This is a genomic window from Microbacterium meiriae (assembly GCF_040702565.1).
Taxonomy (GTDB): domain Bacteria; phylum Actinomycetota; class Actinomycetes; order Actinomycetales; family Microbacteriaceae; genus Microbacterium; species Microbacterium meiriae.
Genome location: NZ_JBFBLJ010000002.1, coordinates 806,692 through 825,990 on the forward strand (window position 1 = coordinate 806,692; position 19,299 = coordinate 825,990).

Sequence of the window (19,299 nt, forward strand, 5' to 3'; positions counted from 1 at the left end):
TTCTACATCTACTTACCCAGACGACGGATGACCACCAGCCCGCAGGACACCGGTCCGGAAAATGGCGGATCGCGCCCAAGGCACTGAAATCCGGCTCCGGGGCGGGGCTGAACAGCCTGGTTCCCTCCTCGTGATGCGTCAACGACTCCGAATGCGCTGCAGGTCCGCATCGGTGACATCCTGAAAGCCGATCGACACGGGCGCGAGGCGAGTGGTGCGTGCCTTGCCACTGTCGTCCGTGTAGTCGATGGACGGGCTCATGACGCGGAAGTCGAAGTCCCCTTCACACGCAAGTTCCGCTGTGACGGTGCGTGACCGGGTGTCCAATGCGACCTCGTCTGTGTGGACGTCTGGTGAGCCCGGGTCGAAGCGCTGGACCGACGCCACCGCATCAGGAACGGGGAAGTCGGCCGCGGTGCACCTCGGCATCCCGACCACGTCCGCACCGGCATCTTCGGAAGCGAAATCGTCGGGCGGCGCGCCCCTCAGCGCCCAGCTGCCAACGGGAACCTGAGTGATCGTCGACGAGCCCGCGAAGACGAGGCCGACCGTACGGAACGACAGCCCGGCGGCGGGAACGTCGACAGTGAAGGTGACGTTCCCGAGTGTGTCCCCGTTGGCACCGTCTCCGCGGATGACGGTGAAGCCGCCCGGCGCGATCGACAACTCGTCCGAGAGCACGATGCCGGTGAGGTCGGTCCAGATCGCGTCGTCGGGCTTGGCGACGAAGATCAGGTTGATCGGATAGGTCGCGTTGGTCGGCTGGACGATCGTCGCGGATGTCCGTGCGAACGAGGCGGTCGAACGTGGCGTTTCCTCGGGAGAGCAGGATGTCAGGATCGCGACGAGGCTCAGTGTGAAGATGCTCCACAGGCTGAGCGTGGCGACGAGGTTCTGACGGCGTTGCGAGACCACCGAGAACCTCAAGCGGTCGACTCCGAGCGGCTCATCAACGAAGATCCGGGCGCCCACGTCGCTCCTGCTCGACATCGTGACGAGAGTTGTGCCGAAGTTGGCGGTAGGCCGCTATTCCCATGAAGTACATGGCGTACCCCACGCCGCCGACGACGACGAACCAGAGAAGGATGACGGTGACCGCGAAGACGTTTCCGAACATTGGGGTTCCTTCGTGCCGCAGCGCTGGCGGCGCTCGATAGGTGGAGACGGATGTGCCACTTACGCGGATCCCGGTAGATCCCTTTGTGGCTGCCCAGGCCAAGTTGGCGGTGCGGCGGCAGCGTCGCGCTCTCGTACAGCAGCCCGGCCGTGGCTCACGGCGCGGGGCCGGGCGGCGTGCCATCCTGGCGCGCGTCGTGGTATCGCTTCATCATCGCGCCGAACCACACCGCGGCGCCCGTCGCCGCAGTCGCTTCGAGCGCGGGAGCGAGCTGGGGCACGGAGTTCGCTCCCACGAGCACCGCAAGGAACCAGCCCCATACGCACAGGGTCGCGATGAGATGGCTTCGAGGGCGTGTGATCGTTGAGAACCACGTGGGCTTCATCGTCTGTTCCTCACCGGCAAGGTCCGCCGCGGTAGGTATCGACCCACCAGACGAGACCGGGGACGACATAGGGCTGGGTCGCCGTCACCTGCACACACTTCTTCGGTCGGGACTTCTCAGCGATGCCGGCGTTCCACACCAGTGATCCCGCGGCGAGGAGGCAGACGGGTGCCATGGTCCCGCACGCGAGCCCTCCGAGTGCGCCAAGGCCTTTGTCATAGAGGATGGCCGTCTCCGCTCGGTTGAATCGCATGCGGTATTGGAAGAAGTTGGGGCGGTCGAACGTCGGGTCCGCGACGATCGGATACGTACAGTTGCCGCTGCGGTGCTCGACGACCTGAACCAGCGTCGATCCGGAGGCCTTGTACCGTGTCGGCACGTCGATACCGTCCGCATCCCGTGCCCAAGGCGTCGCGACGTCGGCGACGATCTTCTCGATCGGGGTGGCCACGCCCGTGTCCGGGTCGGTGACCTCTTCCGTCGTATACGCGATCGCGCTACCGTCCTCCTGGATCTCGACCGACACCCCTCCGCCGAAGTCGTACTCGAAGCGCTCGGTCTGCGAGGCATCGCTGATGATCGTGCTCGCGCGAATCTTCTCCTCGCCGGCGATGACGTTGATCGATGGCGTGTTCGTGTCGCCGAGATAGGTCACTGACCCGTCCTCTCCGACGCTCGCGTCATCAAGGTGGTCAGCGCCGGGAAGCGACACGGACATCGTTTCCTCGCCGTCGGGCAAGAGGACGGAGATCCCGTCGTCCGGTACCGCGGCAATCGTGGCCTTTCCGCCGCCGTCGAGGGTGGCCACGATTTGCCCGGAACTCTCGGTCGTTTGGGCAGCGGCGATGGGCACGGGCGCGACCTCCGTGACCAGCGCGACGATCTCCTCGGTCGTGAGGTCAGTTGCGTCCGCACCGGTATCCGCGGAGGCCGCCGGGACGGCTGCGAGGGATGATGAGCCGACGATCGCAGTGGTGAGCAGGCTGGCGAGCATGAGGTGTTTGCGCACGTTCTCTCCGATCAGATCAATTGCCCGCCTGTGACCAATTTAAGACCTCATACGACGGCGTATGCAATATATTCGAGGGACCCGCTCGGGAGCATGCAGAGCGCTAGGATCCAGGCATGGATGCGTCGTTCTTCAGCTGGACCGGGTTCGCCATCACCGCAGCGGTCGCGGTCGTGATCCTCGTGCTCGCGTTCGTGCTCGTGCGCGGGGCGGCGCGAATGATCGCGCGTCGCCGGAGCCGTGGCCGGGGGCGCATGCCATCCGCACCTCGCCGTCCGTCCGGACGTTGAGCGCGACCTGCCTCACGCCGTTGGCTTGTGCGCGGGCGCTGCCGCGGGGGCCCCTGTCTTTCCGTCCGTGAATCGCGCCTGCGCACGGTCGTGGCGTCGCGGTACGGGAACGTGCTCCGTCGCGGCTGCGAGGCCCATGCGCTTCGTCGAGACGTACACGCTCTCGGCGGTGTCGACGAGGAATGTCTCGTGCCACACGCCGACCGCTCCCGGAGCCTTGCGGGCGGCGCGGTTGAAGGCTGTCCAGGCCGGACGGTGCTGCTGGTCCGGGTTCGACGCATAGGCGTACAGCTTGTCGACCGACGACCAGAACTGCACGACGTAGGGCCCGCCCGATCCGAGGAGGAGCTGGTAGCCGAGCAGGCCGGAGTCTGGCTCGGTGCTGAGCTCGCGGAGCATGCGCGGCATGGCGACGAACGCCGGCAGCCACAGGTCGGGGCGCCACCACCGGTTGATCTGCATCCCGATGTGGAACACGACGAGCTCGCCCTCGTGGTGGTGGGTCATGCGGCCCGTGATGACTTTCGACATGGCGACTCCTCAACTGGATAGCGATGCTATCCATAATGGATAGCGCTACTATCGAAGTCAAGAGGTGGCCATGAGGATTTCCGAACTGTCGGCGCAGACCGGCGTGACCGTGCCGACGATCAAGTACTACCTGCGCGAGGGGCTGCTGCCCGAGGGGGAGCGCACCTCCGCGACGCAGGCCGCGTACGGCGAGAAGCACGTCGAGCGGTTACGGGTGATCCGGGCGCTGCTCGACGCCGGCGTGAGCATCGCTGAGACGCGACGGGTGGTCGCAGCGCTGGATGATCCGCCCGCGAACCCGCACGAGCTGCTGGGGACCGCGCACGCCGCGATCACCCTGCCGGCCGATGACGCGTTGGACCTCGCCGGCGCTGAGGCGCTCGCTGCCCGGCTCGGGTGGAAGCCCGGGATATGCGACCCCGCGGTGCTGCATGCGGTCGCGCGAGCGTTACAGGGGCTGGAGCGCGTCGGCTTCACGGTGCCGGAGGCGGTGATGGCGGAGTACCTCGCGAGTGCGCGGCGGATAGCGGATGCGGAGATCGCGGGGGTGCCGGGGGAGTCTGCGGAGGCTGCGGTCCGCTACGTGGTGCTGGGGTCGGTGCTGGTGGAGCCGTTGTTGTTGGCGTTGCGGCGGGTGGCGCAGCAGGTGAGCTCGGGCGAGCGGTTTGGCGAAGGCCCATGAACCGAAAACTCGGCCTCCCTGAGCGCATCTCTCGGAGAGAGGTTCCTGCATTCAAAAAGCTCCTGCCCCTGGCTCAAGGGCTACGACTCCCCTGCGCTCAGTCGCGAGCCGCTCAATAAGGGGGCTGAGCTCTCGCCTGAGGTCCCCCAGATACACCGCATAGAAATCGGGCGACGCGGCGCTCAGTTCGAGATACCTGTTGCACGCCCGCGTCATCTGGGACAGCGGAACCTGGAGGGACTCCACCTGCCGGACTCGATCGCGGGTTGCGCGTATTTCCGATCGCATTGACGAAACGCTGGCGTTGGCTCTAGCGAAATCGGCCAACTGCTCAGCGCCAGGGATCACCGGCTCGGGGCCTTCTGCGATTGCTCGCCGGCGATGAAGCTCACCTATGAGCGATTGAATCGCGCGTTTCTCATCTAGCCGAATCTTCAGCAAGTAGGTGGCCAGGGCTATGAATACGGTCAGCAGAGCCCCGATGCAGGCAACAAGGACGTCAGGAATGAACGAATCCCACATGCCGATACAGTGTCAGACGCGGCCACCTATGTCACTAAGCCGACCGAGTCAGTTACCCAGAGCGACGCGTACGTAAGCTCGCAGCGCCGGATCACACACGTAGATGTACGTTCCACGCATCCCGCGCGTGAGCAGCACCCCGTAGATGTTTCGGATAAACGTCAGCAGGTCGTCGTCCCCGAACTCATCCTTCAGGTGCCCGGTGTTCTCCTTGCCCTTCCTGTCGCGATAGCTCTCGCGACAGGCGACGATCCGACCCGTTGCAGGGTCCAGGCGTAGGTCTGGCCCAATGATGACGCCAGCGTAGTTGAGGTCGTATCCCTGTACCGTGTGGATCGAGCCGACCTCTTCGAGTGAGTCTTTTGAGTTGATCCAGTCCTTGTCGGTTCCGTTCCACCGAAGTTGCTCGCCATCGAGTTGAATGTCGAAGGCATCCGAGTCCTTCCGCGACACCCATTCCCACGCGTAGCCGGCGACAAGTCGGGAAAGACCGACCTCAGCATCCTTCTGGCGGATGGCTTCGCGCATCTCTCCGAGGTCGTCGAAGAGGCGGAGTTCGTACTCGCCGAGATCCGGTAGCGACGGCGCTTCGCTCCGAAGAAGGGCCCGGATAAATTCCACATAATCTGCGCCAGCCTGGACCCGCATCTGGGTGGTCAGACGGAAGAAGCGGTGCTCGTCCTTCGCTCGGGACACCTCCGCGCTGAGCGTTGTCGGGGAAAGGTCATGAGGCCGCACGCTCTGCTCGCCGTCGACGAGCAGGAGCCCATGCTTGCTGCGAGCCTTGATCCAGTCGAGCTGGGTGTATCGAGGATCGTCGCTCCCGAACAGCGCCTCGTTGATTTCGCGGAACTTCTTGTTTTGCACGCCCGATGCTTGGTTGGCCCGCTGCCCGAGGCGATGGGTCTCGTCGACGAGCACGAGGTCGTATGGCTGGTCCGATTCACCCAGCTGGAACGGCGACATCACCATCGAAGCGTCGAGCTTGGGCGTCTTCTTGAAGACCTTCTTCACCGACATCCGCAGAGACTGTTGAGGGATCACGAGGGCCATTCGAAGTGTCCTCAGCAGATCGCGATTCTCCGGGACGAAGAACTCCGAGAACATCGAGTCCGGCTCGATGCCGTCCTGGTCTCGGTAGTCACGGATATCGGCGAGCAGCTTCATGAGAAAGATCGCGATGATCGTCTTTCCCGTTCCGGGGTTGCCCTGCACAACGAGGGTCGATCGAGCGCCCGGGTCCTGGAGATCTTCGAGAAGCCCCTCCAGGATGTCCATGATCGCGATGCCCTGGTCCTCGGAGAGAGCTTTGAACGGCGACAGCTTGAAGAGGTCCGAGTTCTCGATCTGTGGGATGCTCCGAGAGAAAAGTCCCTCTGCTCGCAATGCCTCAAACACGTCACGGAAGGACTCGCGGTAGATATCGCGGTCGTAGTACTGCGCGTCAGTCAGGCCGTCGTTGCCATTGAGGAGGCGATAACGTCCGTCGCCCGAGAACCACCGAATGAGATGCGATTCAAGGTCGAGGCACACTGACTTGTTGAACCTGTGGTTTACGACGACGCGAATCGACTTGAGGGACTCGTTCCGTTTTGACCCAGAGAGATGTTGACGCATCCGCGTGGCCGCACTCACGGTCTCACCGACGTAGAGTCCGGGCGAACTGCGGCGGGCGTCCCCCTCGATCACGTACACCACCGGCCAGTTTGTGTGCCGGGCGTCGTCACGCGCCCACGTATCAACAGCGTCACGACGGAACGGGAGGCGCTGGATGCTGAACTCCGTCACTCCGCCGCCTCGGAGAGCTTGGTGTACTTCGTCATGCGGCCCTTGGCGAGCTCGACGGGGTACTTCGCCTTCGTAGACTCCAGCTTCTTCAGGACGATCTCATCGAGGTCGACGCCGATCTTGTTCGCGAGATGGATGCAGTACGTGATGACATCCGCGAGCTCTTCTTCGACGTGTTCTTGGTCGAAGTCAGGAGACCATTGGAAGCACTCGAGGAGCTCACCGGCCTCGATCGCGATGCTCTTGGCGAGGTTCTCTGGCGAGTGGAACTGGTCCCAGTCTCGTTCCGCGACGAAAGCACGAAGGGCGGCGAGAGTCTGCGGCGACGGCATGATGCGACGCTAGCAGGGTCACAGTAGGTGCCCCGAGGACACCGCCTGTTAGCTTGCTCTCGGAAGCGTATTGAGGCGAGCAGCTTTATCGAGGTCAGATTCTTGCGTCCCGCCGGGTAGGTACACGACGCTGGGACGGTTGCGGAAGTGTGTCGCCGAGTTGTTCGCGGGTGGAGTCGAGTAAGCCCATGCCGTCCTTCGGAGCGCGGAGGTGGTGCGTGCGCGCGTGCCGCAGAACAGCAGAGCGCCGGTGGTCGCCACATCGCTAGAATGCGGGAGGATTCAAGGGGGAAACATGGCACGTCGTAGAGGGTTCTTCGCTGAGATGCAGCACCAGGCGAAACTGTCAGAGCAGCGTCAGCGGGCGGCGCAACGCCAGCATGATCAAGCCATGCGGCAGGCGACCGCTGCGCAACGCGCGGCCGAGCGGGCGCAGCTCGCTGCAGAGCGCGCTTCAGAGCAAGACAGGAAGCGTCTTGAGCGGGAGGCTGCGCAGGCCTACGCAGCTGCCCGCCTGGCCGAGGCGGAAGATATGACGGCTGACCTCCACGCAAGGCTGGCGGAGCTGGATGGATTGCTTGCCGCCACTCTCGCGGTCGATGACTTCGTTGACCTCGAGTCGCTGCGCGTCATCGCGCAGCATCCGCCGTTCCATCGCCCGGAGCTTCAGTATCCTCTCCCGCCGCCGGCTCCGATTCCTGATCCTCCGCTCCCCGTAAAGCGGGAGCCCGAGGCCACCAAGGGGTTGTTTGGCCGCAAGCAAAAGCAAGAGCAGGCAGCGGCGGCCGCTGAGGCGCAGTACGCGGCCGACTACTGGGCATGGAAGGCAATCTCCGATGCTCTCCCGGCGCAGCGTGCTGCCGCACAGTCCCAGCACGAAGAGGCGGAACGAAAGCGTCAGGCGGAACTGTCGGCGGCTGTCGAGCAGTACAAGGAGGAATCTGCCGAGCGGGAGCGCGAAGCTGCGGAGCAGAACGAAGAGCTTGATCAATTGATTGCGGGATTGGCGTACGGAACCGTCGACGCGGTCCAGGAGTACATCTCAATCGTGCTCGCGAACTCGGTGTATCCCGAGTGGCTCAGCGTCTCCCACAGCGCGACTTTCGAGCCGAGCGACGCTGAACTCAAAATGTGGGTGATCGTCCCGGGCCCGGAGATCGTGCCCGGCGCGAAGCACTACAAGTACGTCAAGGCTTCGGATGAGATTGCGCCGGTAGCGGCGTCCCAAAAGGAGACGAAGGACCGATACGCGTTGTTGGTGAACAACATCGCGCTGAGATCCATCCACGAGGTTTTCGAAGCAGACCGTCGATCGCTGATTCAATCGATCAGTCTCGAACTCGGCACGGACACGATTAGTCCGGCGACAGGGCAGCCCGTCTACGTGCCGTTCGTCGCAGTTGCGGCGAGCCGCGAAGAGTTCGAGAAGCTCGACCTGTCTGCGGTTGTCCCGCTCGCAACGCTCGAGCACCTCGGAGCCGCGGTATCGAAGAACCCGTATGGCTTGACGCCGATAACGGCCGGGGGGGTGCGGCGCGCGCGATGACTGAGCGGGCCCGAGTGTTCAATCCACCGCCGGGGTGGCCGAAGCCGCCTGCTGGATGGACTCCTCCAGCAGGGTGGACTCCTGATCCGTCTTGGCCAGAACCACCCGCGGACTGGCAGCTCTGGCTGTCGGACACTCTCGTGCCTCAGGCGCCGACCGCAGCTGCGGTCCACGCGCCCGATGCCACTGAAGTAGAGCCCGCTCGGACTCGTGCTGAAGCGAGAGCAAGCGCCCATCGATCCATGCCAAAAAGCTCCAGTCTCCCAGCGGCTCCGGCAGATACGGAGGCGAGTCGGCTTGCGTACCTTGAAGCGGAGAATGCTTCGCTTCGCGCTCAGATCAATGCATCAACAGCTCATGAGTACGTGGAACTTGACGATGCTCGCGTTCTCCAGGACGTCGGTATCTACCGCTACCATCACCCGCTCGAGTCGGCTGCCGCCTACCAAGACGAACTTCGCGATCTCGAGCGCGTTGTGGCCGAGGTCATCAGTTCGGGGCGTGCGATTGTGCGCTCCGAACTCTTTACCCTGGACAACTCGCTCTCGCAGGGGCGCCGCATGACTGATGACCTCGCGAAGCTCATGCTTAGGGCGTATAACGCTGAGGCCGACAATGCCATCCGCACCCTACGCGCTGGCAACGTCGTGACGGCAATGAAGCGGCTGGATGCCTCTAGACGAGCTATCGCGAAACTTGGGCGACTGATGGAGATGCACATCAGTGAGGAGTTTCATGACTTGCGAGTGCGAGAGATCGAGCTGACCGCCGATTGGCTGATCAAAAAGCAGCAGGAACGTGAAGCTGAGCGCGAGGAGCGCGCGCGGCTTCGCGAAGAGAAACAAGTCGAGCGCGAACTTGCTGAGGAGCGGGCGCGCCTGGACAAGGAGCGACTACACCTCGTCAATACGCTCGCAGCGCTGCAACAGGCCGGAGGCACTGACGAGGCCCTTGTTGAGCGCCTGGCGGCGATTGATGAAGCGATTGTTCAAAATGACTTCCGTGCGGCGAACATCCGTGCCGGCTATGTCTATGTCATTTCTAACCAAGGTGCGTTCGGCAAGAATGTCGTGAAGATCGGGCTGACTCGACGGCTCGAACCGCGCGAGCGAATCTTCGAGCTGGGCGGGGCGTCCGTCCCTTTTCGGTTCGATACGCATGCGCTGTTCTTCTCCGAAGATGCTGTCACGCTCGAGGCGGACTTGCACCGGCACTTCGCTGACCGAGCGGTTAACCGAGCGAATGCGCGCAAGGAGTTCTTTTTTGCCTCGCCATCGGAGGTGCGCGAGGTCCTGTTGAGTAAAGTCGGAAACATCCTTGAGTTTAATGAGGACGCCGAGGCCACCGAGTACCGGCAATCGGTGGGGTTATGGCCAGCAATCTGAGTTCGCCGCCTATGTAGTTTTTACACCAATGGTTCGGATCTTGACCGGGAGCGTTAGCCGCTAGACCGGGTTTTGGACCTCGGATGTCGTTGCTGAGTTTTTTAGCGCCCGCGAGAAGGCCGTCCGTCAAGAGTGCGGGCAGAGTCGTGCGTTTGGTCTTCGCCATCGAATCTCCAAACGATGGTAATTGTTCGTATAGCGAGCGAATGCCGCGCCCGTGCGTAGAACTCCAGCAGCTCTCCTGCGCGGAACTTTTGGGGGAGGGCCTCGTGCACCTGCAACAGTGGCTGTGCTGCCTCCGGCTTGGCGTCTATGCGGTCGACAACGATTGTCCTTTCAGATGTGTTCCGGATGGCCCAGAGATCCCCCAACCCGAGCCTGGGTACGCCCCACGCCTTCGGTCGGTGTGCCTGGGCGACGATCTCTTGGGCGCTAGCGATGCGCTGCCATGCGGCGTTTGACTGCTCGGCGAGCGAAGCCGCGTCGACGCTGGAGCGCTTGGCTTCATCCCGCGCCCGCCTGGCGTCAATGGCCTGCCAAATAGCTACGACAGCACCCGCTATGGCAGCCACGCCCCCGATAAGGCCGATTACATCATTGATTTTCATGCCGCGAGCCTAAGCGCAATCGATCATGCCCCGATTCCGAGTGCCGCAGCATGTGGGTCGTACTTCGTGTGTCCGCTTACGCCTATCCGAACGCACGGGTCGAGCGCCCGCGCATCCGCGAACTACTCTCATTCATCCCGACGATCTCCACCGTCTTCCCCAGGCCCGCGTACTTCGTCTCGATCGCATCCAACGCCGCAACGGTCGACGCATCCCACACGTGCGACCCGGACAGATCCACCACAACCCGATCCGGATCCTCGGTATACGAGAACAACGTCGTCAGGTCATTGCTCGACGCGAAGAACAACTCCCCCTCCACGACATACGTCACCACATCGTCCCCCGGCCCCGGAACTCGACGAACCGAAACGAAGTGCGCCACCCGCCGCACGAACAGCACCGACGCGACCAACACCCCGCCGACAACCCCGACAGCCAGGTTGTGCGTCACCAGGACCAACGAAACGGTCGCCACCATCACGAACGTCTCACTCTTCGGCATCCGCTTCAGCGTCGACGGCCGCACGCTGTGCCAGTCGAACGCCCCGATCGCGACCATGATCATCACGGCCACGAGCGCCGCCATCGGGATCGTCCCGACGAAGTCACCGAACACCACGACCAACACGAACAAAAACAGACCGGCGCAGAACGTCGAGATGCGGGTCCGCGCGCCCGACGCCTTCACGTTGATCATCGTCTGACCGATCACCGCGCATCCGCCCATGCCGCCGAACATCCCGGACAGCACGTTCGCGACGCCCTGTCCCCACGATTCGCGGGTCTTGTTCGAGTGGGTGTCTGTGATCTCGTCGACGAGCTTCGCGGTGAGCAGCGACTCCATCAGCCCGACGAGCGCGACCCCGAGGGCGAACGGCGCGATGATCGTGAACGTCTCCCACGTCAGCGGAACGTTCGGGATGAACAGCGACGGCAGACTCCGCGGCAGCTCACCCTGATCGCCGACGGTCGGCACCGTGATCCCGAAGGCGAGCACCACGCCCGTCACGATGATCACCGACACGAGCGGCGCCGGCACGATCTTGGTGAGCTTCGGCATCACCAGCATCACGACGATCCCGAGCGCCACCAGCGGATACACCAGCCACGGCACGTCGATCAGCTGCGGGAACTGCGAGCTGAACACGAAGATCGCGAGCGCGTTCACGAACCCGACCATCACGCTGCGGGGGATGAATCGCATGAGCTTCGCGACGCCGAGCACTCCGAGGACCACCTGGAAGATCCCGGCGAGGATGACCGTCGCGATGAAGTAGTCGAGCCCGTACGTCGGCGCGACGGGAGCGATCACGAGCGCCACGGCTCCGGTCGCCGCCGTCACCATCGCCGGTCGGCCGCCGAGGAACGCGATCGATACCGCCATGATGAACGACGAGAACAGCCCGACCTTCGGGTCCACCCCCGCGATCACCGAGAACGCGATCGCTTCCGGGACGAGCGCGAGTCCGACGACGAGCCCGGCCAGCACCTCCCGAGTCAGCAGTCGCGGGTTCTTCAGCGCATCGAGCACCGAGGGGTGGGCGCGATAGCGGGCGCGGTCGTCGACCGTCGTTGCAGTCATGGAGCTCCAGGGGAAGGCGCCTCAGAGAGGAGGCAGACGTTCCAGCCTACGTCTGACGTGCCGCGTCTTGAGTAGTCGAGCCGATCGACTCGCGGATTGTCGGGCGTCTCGTCTCGTCTGGGGGTGTGGCGTCTCTACTCATGTGCGCGTCGACGACCCTGAGATATCGCTCCGATGCAAGCCCTCCGCGCCACCGTCGCTAGCCTCGAAACGGGCGGCTACGTAATCGGAGGAGCGTTCAGCATGCAGTGGGGTTGGAATCCGGACTCGTTCGCGGCGATGATGACGGTGCTCGCGGCAGTGGCCGCGTTCTTCGCGGGATGGGCCGCTTGGCGCGCGTACAGGCTCGAGCGTGCCCGCGAGGATCGCGCGTCAGCGGCGATGAGACGTCAGCAGGCCGAAATGGTCTCCGCGTGGACCGTGATCCAGCAGGGGGAGGACGGCGAGAGCTACGTCGAGCTCCGGGTCCAGAATCTCGGTTCCGCGCCGGTGTACGAGGTGACGCTCGGCATACAGCTCGGCAGCGTCTGCTCCTACGCGGCGAAGACGCGAGTGGTTCCGCCGAGCGGGCGGAATCCGATGGAGGTCCGGCTCACCGAGCGGGGGCTCGAGCGCTGGCTCACCTGGGCCAAGGGCCCCGCGCGGAAGCTCGCGCCGTATGTGGAGTTCACGTTCTGCGACTCGGCGGGAGCGTGGTGGTTCCGCGATACGCGAGGCGCCCTGGTCGAGATCGAATCAGATAAGAACTATCTCTACGACGAGTCGAAGACGAGAGTGCTCACGCCGTAGGCGTCGTCACCCCGCGCCCCTTCCACCCGCCCCATACATCCGCCAGGATGAACTCGACCGCCCCGAAGGAGCCCTCGCATGTCGTCGCTCGCCCCCTCCACGTCCCCGGACACGGCATCCGCCGCGCTCCCCGGCGCCGTGGTCATCGCCGCGATCCGCCGCGTCCTCCTCTGGTCGCTGATCGCCGCGTTCCTCTACCCCGTGTTCATGACCGCCAGCAAGGGCATCTACCCTGGCGGCGTCGACGCGAACGGCGGATTCATCGATTCCGCGGGCCAGCCGGTGGGCGAGGCGCCGCAGTGCATCCAGCTGACGCTCGCGCCGAGCCCCCTCGTCTACGTCGGCATCGCCGTCATCGTGCTGCTCGCGCTCGGTCGCGTGATGAAGGCGACCGACGAGCGCGCGGCGCTTCGCACCCTGGAGTGGACCCTGCGAGGAGTCGGGCTGCTCGTGGTGGTCGCGATCGTCGTTTCGCACGTGTGGTTCGCGCTGATCCCGATCGAGCAGTTCACCGGCGACTCCTGGAGCGTCGTCAGCCCGTTCCCGTTCGGCTCGATCGACGTCGAGGTGACGCCGATGACCGCCTCGTGACGGTTTAGTCCCGCCAGTCGATCCCGACGCCGGCGATCCGTCGCCCGGCCTCGTCGGCGGCGACCGGCTCTCCGACGTCCGCCCCGCGCTCGAGCGAGACGGCGGAGTGCACGATGGTGTCGGCGTACACGTGCACGAGGTTGTAGCCCTGCGCGGCGTCCTGTCCGCGGGTGGCACCCACGGGCTGCGCGAGGTCCTGACCGTACGCGCTCGACGAGGCGACGGCGACGGGGATCCCGGCGAACGTGCCGAAGGACGGATGGTGCACGTGCCCGGACAGGATGCCCCGCACGTCCGACCCCCGCAGCACCGCGGCCAGCGCGTCCTGATCCCGCAACTCGACCGTCACGGCGAGGTCGAGCACCGTCGGCAGGGGCGGATGGTGGATGAGCAGCAGCGTGCCCTGCGGTGCCGCCGTCGACAGCTCTCCCTCCAGCCGATCCAGCTGCGACGACGGCACCTCCCCCCAATGCGCGCCGGGCACCGTCGAATCGACGACGATGACGCGCATCCCCCCGAACCACCGCACCTCGACGATCGGCTCGTCACCCGCCCCCGCGAGTCCGAGCTCCGATCGCATGGCACGGCGGTCGTCATGGTTGCCGGCCGCCCACACGACCTCGCACCCGAGCGCCGCGGCAGCGGGCGTCACGAACTCGCGCAGGCGCCCGTACGCGGCGGCATCGCCCCGGTCCGTCAGGTCTCCCGTGAACAGCAGCGCGTCGGGACGGAGTCCCGAGGCGACGAGCCGGTCGAGCATCTCCGCCAGGTTCGCGTCGGCGTCGGCCCCGCTGCCGTACAGCGGCGACCGTTCACCGGGCAGGTGCGTGTCGGAGATGTGCACGAAGGTGTGCGACGGGCGAGGGTGTTCGGTGAGGATCATGTCTCTTCCTGGTCGGCGGACGGAGGCAGGTCGGGGCAGATGTCAGACGGCGGCGGCCGTGGAGCCGGGGACGAGTGCTCCCGTGAACGAGCGGCGCACGAGCGTCTCCGGCTCGTCCGCGGTGAGCAGCTGCTGCATGGTCTCGACGGCGGCCGACGCCACCGCCTCCACGGGGATCCGCAGCGTGGTGAGCCCGAGCAGATCGGCGCCGGGCAGGATGCCGTCGCACCCGGTCACGCTCACGTCCTCCGGCACGCGGAGCTCGGCCGCGCGGGCGGCGCGCATGACGGCGAGCTGCCGGTAGTCCGAGGCGCACATGACGGCAGTCGCCCCGGCTCGCACGGCGGCGAGGGCTTCGTCGACGCCGTCCTCGGGACGCGCGCCGGCCGAGATCATCGTCACGGCGACGCCGGCCCCCGTCAGCACTTCCTGCATCGCGAGCGCGCGGAGGTGCTCGGGGTACGAGGCCTCGGGGCTTCCGGCGAGCACGACGACGGTCCGGTGGCCGAGCGCCACGATGTGCTCCGCGAGCAGACGTCCGTGCCCCTCGTCGTCGTAGTGGGCGGTGTGGATGCGGCCCGCCGACTCCACGCGCCCGGCACGCAGGATCGGCACCTGGTCGGCGAACGGCTCGAGCTGCGCCGCGGAGATGCCGCCGGTGGCGACGATGAGTCCCGCGACCCGCATGCCGAGCAGCCGGTGCAGCGCATTCACCTGCTTGGCGCCCTGCTCGTCGGCGCCGATCGTGACGGTCACGAGGTCGAGGCCGCGCTGATGCGCCTCCTCCTGCAACCGGGAGAAGAGCAGACCGTACGCGGGGTTGCTCGCGTCGCGCAGCATGAGGCCGACGGTGCCGGTGCGTCCGGCGGCGAGCTCGGCGGCCATCGTGTTGCGCACGTACCCGAGCCGCTCGGCCGCTTCCAGGATGCGCTCCTGCGTCTCCGGCGCGAACCGCCCCTCGCCCTTCAGTGCCCTGGTCGCCGTCGCGCGGGACACCCCGGCCGCCGCGGCGACGTCGCTGATCGTGACCCGCAGGGCGGGCGTCCCGGCCTCCGTCCCGCTCATGCGCGCTGCTTCCGTCGGCGGGGCGCTCCGGCGCGCGAACCTCGTCCATACACGAGATACATGGTGACACCCATGATGATCATGAGCAGCACGGTGTAGACGAACGTGATGGGCATCGCGTCGAGGTTGTTCTCCCCGCGCGTGCTCTCCTGGATCGCGACCCCGAGCGGCTTGTACAGCGGGTGGTAGAGGAAGATCGCGGCGTCGTAATCGTCGAGCAGGCTGTTGAAGTTCAGCGCCGTGATCGCGGCCGCGGTCGGCAGCACGAGCGGGATGAGCACGCGCCGGAACGTGGTCAGCGAGCGGGCTCCGAGGATGCGCGAGGCGTCTTCCAGGGAGTCCGGCACGGACGCGAACCCGGCCTTGAGCAGCCGCAGCGTGAACGGGATCTTCACGCAGATGTACGCGACGAGCAGCAGCACCGGCGTCCCCGTGAGCACGATGTTGCCGACGAGCGGCTGCGGGGCGTCGAACGCCATCACGAAGGCCAGTGCGATCAGCACGATCGGCAGGATCCACGGGATGTGCAGCACGTACTCGATGGCCGTGGTCAGCAGGTTGCGGTGCTTCTGCATCATCCGCGCCACGAAGAGCAGGCCGCCCACGACGATGACCGCGGCGAGGGCGCTGTAGACGACGCTCACGATGAACGGCCGGAGGGCCGCCGCGCTGGAGAACACGGTGATGTAGTTGTCGAGCGTGAAGCTGTCGAGCGTGATGGATCCGGCGAGGATGCTCCGCGCGTCCACGAACGAGAAGATCACGATGAGCACGACCGGGATGAGGTACATCACCCAGAGCAGGTAGGCGACCACGTGCACGACGGCATTCGCGAACGGGTTGCGGATCCGCTGCTTCTGGATCGGCGTCGCCACCTTCGCCACCGAGAAGTACACCCCCGACTTCTCGGCGCGGTTCATGATCGCGAGCAGGATGATCGTCGCGACACCGAGCACGATCGCCAGCAGCGCCGCGATGTCACGGGTGATCGGACTCCGCGACAGGTCGATGATGAGGGGCGCGACGGTCTGGAAGTCCGGCCCGCCGAGCACGAGCGGCGCGGTCAGGGCCCCGAGGCCGATGAGGAACGTCAGCACCGTGACGGCGAAGAGCATCGGCTTCATGACCGGCAGCACGATGCGGCGCAGGATCGTCCATGTCGAGGCACCCATGAGCTTCGCGGCCTCGATCGACGCGTAGTCCACCTTGCCGAGCGACGAGGACAGGAACAGCATGTGGTTCGTCGTCGTCGCGAACGTCATCACGAACACGACCGCGAAGTAGCCGGAGAACCAGTCCCGGTTCATGTCCGGCCAGATGTTCACCATCAGATTCGTGATGAAGCCGAACTTGCCGTAGATGAAGTTGTAGCCGGCCGCGAGCACGATGCCGCCGTAGATCAGGGTGGTGGCGTAGCCGAGCCAGAGGAGTTTCGCGCCGCGCACCTGGAAGTACTGCGTCACCAGCACGATGAACACCCCGACGACGTTCACCGTGACCGACAGCGTGATCGCGAGGAGGAAGCTGTTGCCGAGCGTCTTCAGCGCGCGCTCGCTGCCGAGCAGCTTCTCGACGGCGCGGATGCTGAACTGCCCGTCCGGGAAGAAGGTCGCGGCGAGCAGCTCGGCGTTCGGCAGCACGAGGAAGGCGGCGGCGAACCAGATCACGACAATGCCGGTCACCCAGGCGAGCGGCGAGCGGAGCATCGCGCGCACGCTGCCCGGCCGTCCGCGGCGGAGGCGGGGCTTCGTCGCGGTGCCCGCCTCGGCCGCCTCGGTCGTCAGCGCGCCGGGGGTGTCGGTCATCGCCGCGGACGGCGGCGGCACCGGGCGGGAGTCGTTCTGCGGGTCGCTCATGTCACGCCGCCGGGTACTGCAGGATCCACCGCGGGTCGACGTCGATGCGCACGGCATCGCCGACGTCCCAGCGGTCCGCGCTCGCCGCGGCCGGCACGCTCACCCGGAGCGTCGCGTCGGCAGCCGACACCGTATAGACGCTGTGGCTGCCGTGGTACGTGCGCTCGGCGACGGTGCCGTCGAGCGACGCCGTGCCGCCGGCGGTGGCCTCGGACGGCGACGCCAGGTGCAGCTTCTCCGGCCGCACGTAGCTCTCGGCCGTAGCATCGAGGCCAGCGCCGATCGCGATGAGCTGCGCGGGCGTGAGGCGGTTGTTCTCGCCGATGAACCGGCAGACGAACGGCGTCGCGCTGCGGTCGTAGATCTCCTCCGGCGTGCCCACCTGCTGCAGCGTCCCGGCGTCGAGCACGGCGATCCGGTCGCTGAGAGTGAGCGCCTCCTCCTGATCATGCGTGACGTACACGGTGGTCACGCCGACCTCGTGCTGCAGCTCCTTGAGCTGTTCGCGCAGCTGCACGCGGAGCTTGGCGTCGAGGTTCGACAGCGGCTCGTCGAGCAGCAGGATGCTGGGGGTGAGCGCGAGCGCCCGGGCGATGGCGACGCGCTGCTGCTGGCCGCCGGACAGTTCCGCCACGTTCTTCTCGAGCTGCGACGCGGCGAGCCCGGTGCGGTCGGCGACCTCGTCCACGCGCCGCCGCTGCTCGGCCTTCGACACCTTCTGCACCGAGAGGCCGAACGCAATGTTCTCCCGCACATTCATGCTCGGGAACAGGGCGTAGTTCTGGAACACCATGCCCACGCCGCGCTTCTCGCTCAGCACCCGGGTCACGTCGCGACCGGCGATGTGGATGCGGCCACCGGTGGGCTCGATGAACCCCGCGAGCGTGCGCAGGGCGGTGGTCTTGCCGCATCCGGACGGACCCAGGAGGGTGAAGAACTCACCCTCCTGGATCTCCAGATCGAGGTGCGAGACCGCACGGTGGTCGCCGAACACGACCTCGACGTCGTCGAAACGGATCATCGTCTTCTCTCTCTGCCGGAGCGGCGGGACGGCTCGGCTCAGCCGATGTACTCGAGCGTGACCTTCTCGACCCAGGCGCCGAGGTTCTCGCTCACGAAGCCGAAGTCGATGTCCTGACGGTCGAGCGTGCCCATGAGCTCGACGACCTCGGGGTTGGCCTTCTCGACCGCGCCCTCGTTCACCGGCATGGCGTTGAACTCCGCGGCGAACTCGCCCTGCACCTCGGCGCTGCCGAACCAGTCGATGAACTCCTGCGCCTTCTCCTCGTTGTCCGTGCCGTTGATCTGAGCGATCTGCTCGGTCACATAGGGGACGCCGTACTCGGGAACGATCATGCCCGTGCTGGTGCCGTACTCCTCGTCGCGGGCGGAGATGCCGCTCGACGGCAGCACGCCGTAGTCCACCTCGTCGCGGGTGATGCGGGCGTAGAGGTCGGTGCCCTCCACAGCGGGGGAGCCGTTGGCATAGTACGACTTCACCAGGTCCCAGCCCTCGTCGCTCACGCCGAGGTCGCCGTCCTCGTCGAGGTGACGGGTGAGCATGCTGGCGAGCACGAGCTGCGGGGTGGCCTGGCCGAGCGCGGGGTTGACCTCGTAGCGGCCGGCGTACTCCTCGTCGGTGTACAGGTCGTCGGGGTCGGTGGGGGCGTCGCTGATGCGGTTCTCGTCGTAGACCGTGACGATCGCCTGCTCCACGAGCGGCCAGAACGCGCCGTCCTTCGGGTCGCCGGCGTCCGCGGGGACCTCGCCGCTCCAGCTCGGCTCGTAGGCCGTGATGGCTTCCTCGGTCTTGAGCTGCTCGAAGAACATGTTGTTCAGGCCGAAGACCACGTCGCCGACCGGGTTGTTCTTCTCCGCGATGATGCGGTTCGTCAGGTCGGCGCCGCCGAGGCCCACGATCTCGATGTCGATGCCCGCGTCCGCCGCCTTCTCGGTGATCCACTCACCGCGGCCGTCGCTGTTCGAGTTCGTGTAGACGATGAGGGTGTCGCCGGAGCCGCCGTCGCTGCCGCCGCCGTCGCCCGCGTCTCCGTCGCCGCCCGCCGTGCATCCGGTAAGCGCGATCGCCGCCGCGGCCGTCAATCCGATGAGCGCCCAGCGCCTCTGCTGCCTGTCGGCCATGTTCGTCCCTTTCTCGCCTTCGAGGTGTGTCGATGCGACACTACCGGTTCTTGTGGTGAAGGCACAAAGATTGTCTGGTTTCGTGAGCGCGGTCGCGCGTCCGCACTCAAGATAGGCGCGCGGCGTGAACATGAGGATGCGATGAGGTGAACGGGTGGGGGCCCTGCGTCGGACCTGGGGCGAGGTGCCCTGT

The 19,299-nt window shown here is 65.8% G+C and carries 20 protein-coding genes; 6 read left to right on the forward strand and 14 right to left on the reverse strand.

Annotation, left to right across the window (positions count from 1 at the left end):
* Positions 1 to 138 precede the first annotated feature (138 nt).
* From AB0310_RS11320 to AB0310_RS11335, 4 genes are all read right to left on the reverse strand, one after another.
* Positions 139 to 972 (reverse strand): hypothetical protein, encoded by an 834-nt coding sequence (locus tag AB0310_RS11320; RefSeq protein WP_366237259.1) that lies wholly within the window; start codon positions 970 to 972, stop codon positions 139 to 141.
* A complete protein-coding gene (locus AB0310_RS11325; RefSeq protein WP_366237260.1) occupies positions 950 to 1,117 on the reverse strand; it encodes a hypothetical protein in 168 nt (55 codons plus the stop codon). Before AB0310_RS11325 ends, AB0310_RS11320 begins: the two co-directional genes overlap by 23 nt.
* 154 nt (positions 1,118 to 1,271) lie before the next feature.
* Positions 1,272 to 1,502 (reverse strand): hypothetical protein, encoded by a 231-nt coding sequence (locus AB0310_RS11330; protein WP_060921304.1) that lies wholly within the window; start codon positions 1,500 to 1,502, stop codon positions 1,272 to 1,274.
* Between the two features lie 10 nt (positions 1,503 to 1,512).
* Positions 1,513 to 2,496 carry a hypothetical protein gene (locus AB0310_RS11335; RefSeq protein ID WP_366237261.1) on the reverse strand — a complete coding sequence of 328 codons (984 nt, stop codon included), beginning with the start codon at positions 2,494 to 2,496 and terminating at the stop codon, positions 1,513 to 1,515.
* 131 nt (positions 2,497 to 2,627) lie between these two features.
* Here AB0310_RS11335 and AB0310_RS11340 point away from each other — a divergent pair, with 131 nt between their 5' ends.
* Positions 2,628 to 2,801 carry a hypothetical protein gene (locus tag AB0310_RS11340; protein WP_187662976.1) on the forward strand — a complete coding sequence of 58 codons (174 nt, stop codon included), beginning with the start codon at positions 2,628 to 2,630 and terminating at the stop codon, positions 2,799 to 2,801.
* Positions 2,802 to 2,813: 12 nt separating this feature from the next.
* On the opposite strand, the gene AB0310_RS11345 is transcribed toward AB0310_RS11340, so the two are convergent.
* A complete protein-coding gene (locus tag AB0310_RS11345) occupies positions 2,814 to 3,332 on the reverse strand; it encodes a monooxygenase family protein (protein WP_366237262.1) in 519 nt (172 codons plus the stop codon).
* Positions 3,333 to 3,402: 70 nt separating this feature from the next.
* Between AB0310_RS11345 and AB0310_RS11350 the strand changes: the two genes are divergently transcribed.
* Positions 3,403 to 4,014 (forward strand): MerR family transcriptional regulator, encoded by a 612-nt coding sequence (locus tag AB0310_RS11350; RefSeq protein ID WP_366237263.1) that lies wholly within the window; start codon positions 3,403 to 3,405, stop codon positions 4,012 to 4,014.
* Between the two features lie 570 nt (positions 4,015 to 4,584).
* Here the strand turns inward: AB0310_RS11350 and AB0310_RS11355 are convergent.
* Entirely contained in the window at positions 4,585 to 6,324 is a 1,740-nt protein-coding gene (locus AB0310_RS11355; RefSeq protein ID WP_366237264.1) for a DNA/RNA helicase domain-containing protein, read from the reverse strand.
* Positions 6,321 to 6,656 carry a nucleotide pyrophosphohydrolase gene (locus tag AB0310_RS11360; protein WP_105949076.1) on the reverse strand — a complete coding sequence of 112 codons (336 nt, stop codon included), beginning with the start codon at positions 6,654 to 6,656 and terminating at the stop codon, positions 6,321 to 6,323. Before AB0310_RS11360 ends, AB0310_RS11355 begins: the two co-directional genes overlap by 4 nt.
* A 295-nt stretch (positions 6,657 to 6,951) precedes the next feature.
* Between AB0310_RS11360 and AB0310_RS11365 the strand changes: the two genes are divergently transcribed.
* Positions 6,952 to 8,202, forward strand: a complete 1,251-nt coding sequence (locus tag AB0310_RS11365; protein WP_366237265.1) for a hypothetical protein — start codon at positions 6,952 to 6,954, stop codon at positions 8,200 to 8,202.
* A gap of 365 nt (positions 8,203 to 8,567) precedes the next feature.
* A complete protein-coding gene (locus tag AB0310_RS11370; protein ID WP_366237266.1) occupies positions 8,568 to 9,587 on the forward strand; it encodes an SNIPE associated domain-containing protein in 1,020 nt (339 codons plus the stop codon).
* A gap of 101 nt (positions 9,588 to 9,688) precedes the next feature.
* Here the strand turns inward: AB0310_RS11370 and AB0310_RS11375 are convergent, their stop codons facing one another.
* Both AB0310_RS11375 and AB0310_RS11380 read right to left on the reverse strand, forming a co-directional pair.
* Positions 9,689 to 10,195, reverse strand: coding sequence for a hypothetical protein (locus AB0310_RS11375; RefSeq protein WP_158698496.1), 507 nt, complete (start codon positions 10,193 to 10,195; stop codon positions 9,689 to 9,691).
* 82 nt (positions 10,196 to 10,277) lie between these two features.
* Entirely contained in the window at positions 10,278 to 11,780 is a 1,503-nt protein-coding gene (locus AB0310_RS11380) for a SulP family inorganic anion transporter (RefSeq protein WP_366237267.1), read from the reverse strand.
* Between the two features lie 243 nt (positions 11,781 to 12,023).
* On the opposite strand from AB0310_RS11380, the gene AB0310_RS11385 reads away from it, so the two are divergent.
* Both AB0310_RS11385 and AB0310_RS11390 read left to right on the forward strand, forming a co-directional pair.
* Positions 12,024 to 12,569, forward strand: a complete 546-nt coding sequence (locus AB0310_RS11385) for a hypothetical protein (protein WP_366237268.1) — start codon at positions 12,024 to 12,026, stop codon at positions 12,567 to 12,569.
* Positions 12,570 to 12,647: 78 nt separating this feature from the next.
* Positions 12,648 to 13,160 carry a potassium-transporting ATPase subunit C gene (locus AB0310_RS11390; protein ID WP_366237269.1) on the forward strand — a complete coding sequence of 171 codons (513 nt, stop codon included), beginning with the start codon at positions 12,648 to 12,650 and terminating at the stop codon, positions 13,158 to 13,160.
* A 4-nt stretch (positions 13,161 to 13,164) separates the two neighbouring features.
* On the opposite strand, the gene AB0310_RS11395 is transcribed toward AB0310_RS11390, so the two are convergent.
* Genes AB0310_RS11395 through AB0310_RS11415 form a run of 5 tightly spaced genes read right to left on the reverse strand, consistent with a single transcriptional unit; the run spans position 13,165 to position 19,106 of the window.
* Positions 13,165 to 14,043, reverse strand: coding sequence for a metallophosphoesterase (locus tag AB0310_RS11395; RefSeq protein ID WP_366237270.1), 879 nt, complete (start codon positions 14,041 to 14,043; stop codon positions 13,165 to 13,167).
* Positions 14,044 to 14,085: 42 nt separating this feature from the next.
* The gene (locus tag AB0310_RS11400) at positions 14,086 to 15,108 is read right to left on the reverse strand and encodes a LacI family DNA-binding transcriptional regulator (RefSeq protein WP_366237271.1); all 1,023 of its coding nucleotides are present in this window, start codon (positions 15,106 to 15,108) and stop codon (positions 14,086 to 14,088) included.
* On the reverse strand, positions 15,105 to 16,964 hold the full coding sequence (locus AB0310_RS11405) for an ABC transporter permease (RefSeq protein WP_366237272.1): 1,860 nt from the start codon (positions 16,962 to 16,964) through the stop codon (positions 15,105 to 15,107). Before AB0310_RS11405 ends, AB0310_RS11400 begins: the two co-directional genes overlap by 4 nt.
* 1 nt (position 16,965) lies before the next feature.
* Positions 16,966 to 17,985 (reverse strand): ABC transporter ATP-binding protein, encoded by a 1,020-nt coding sequence (locus AB0310_RS11410; RefSeq protein ID WP_366237273.1) that lies wholly within the window; start codon positions 17,983 to 17,985, stop codon positions 16,966 to 16,968.
* Between the two features lie 38 nt (positions 17,986 to 18,023).
* Positions 18,024 to 19,106, reverse strand: coding sequence for an extracellular solute-binding protein (locus tag AB0310_RS11415; protein WP_366237274.1), 1,083 nt, complete (start codon positions 19,104 to 19,106; stop codon positions 18,024 to 18,026).
* Positions 19,107 to 19,299: the final 193 nt, after the last annotated feature.

Coding starts and splice junctions, on each gene's coding strand:
- AB0310_RS11405 (WP_366237272.1), bottom strand. CDS start 16,964: ATGAGCGACCCGCAGAACGACTCCCGCCCGGTGCCGCCGCCGTCCGCG.
- AB0310_RS11330 (WP_060921304.1), bottom strand. CDS start 1,502: ATGAAGCCCACGTGGTTCTCAACGATCACACGCCCTCGAAGCCATCTC.
- AB0310_RS11410 (WP_366237273.1), bottom strand. CDS start 17,985: ATGATCCGTTTCGACGACGTCGAGGTCGTGTTCGGCGACCACCGTGCG.
- AB0310_RS11380 (WP_366237267.1), bottom strand. CDS start 11,780: ATGACTGCAACGACGGTCGACGACCGCGCCCGCTATCGCGCCCACCCC.
- AB0310_RS11415 (WP_366237274.1), bottom strand. CDS start 19,106: ATGGCCGACAGGCAGCAGAGGCGCTGGGCGCTCATCGGATTGACGGCC.
- AB0310_RS11345 (WP_366237262.1), bottom strand. CDS start 3,332: ATGTCGAAAGTCATCACGGGCCGCATGACCCACCACCACGAGGGCGAG.
- AB0310_RS11350 (WP_366237263.1), top strand. CDS start 3,403: ATGAGGATTTCCGAACTGTCGGCGCAGACCGGCGTGACCGTGCCGACG.
- AB0310_RS11325 (WP_366237260.1), bottom strand. CDS start 1,117: ATGTTCGGAAACGTCTTCGCGGTCACCGTCATCCTTCTCTGGTTCGTC.
- AB0310_RS11360 (WP_105949076.1), bottom strand. CDS start 6,656: ATGCCGTCGCCGCAGACTCTCGCCGCCCTTCGTGCTTTCGTCGCGGAA.
- AB0310_RS11385 (WP_366237268.1), top strand. CDS start 12,024: ATGCAGTGGGGTTGGAATCCGGACTCGTTCGCGGCGATGATGACGGTG.
- AB0310_RS11390 (WP_366237269.1), top strand. CDS start 12,648: ATGTCGTCGCTCGCCCCCTCCACGTCCCCGGACACGGCATCCGCCGCG.
- AB0310_RS11365 (WP_366237265.1), top strand. CDS start 6,952: ATGGCACGTCGTAGAGGGTTCTTCGCTGAGATGCAGCACCAGGCGAAA.
- AB0310_RS11375 (WP_158698496.1), bottom strand. CDS start 10,195: ATGAAAATCAATGATGTAATCGGCCTTATCGGGGGCGTGGCTGCCATA.
- AB0310_RS11340 (WP_187662976.1), top strand. CDS start 2,628: ATGGATGCGTCGTTCTTCAGCTGGACCGGGTTCGCCATCACCGCAGCG.
- AB0310_RS11395 (WP_366237270.1), bottom strand. CDS start 14,043: ATGATCCTCACCGAACACCCTCGCCCGTCGCACACCTTCGTGCACATC.
- AB0310_RS11400 (WP_366237271.1), bottom strand. CDS start 15,108: ATGAGCGGGACGGAGGCCGGGACGCCCGCCCTGCGGGTCACGATCAGC.
- AB0310_RS11335 (WP_366237261.1), bottom strand. CDS start 2,496: ATGCTCGCCAGCCTGCTCACCACTGCGATCGTCGGCTCATCATCCCTC.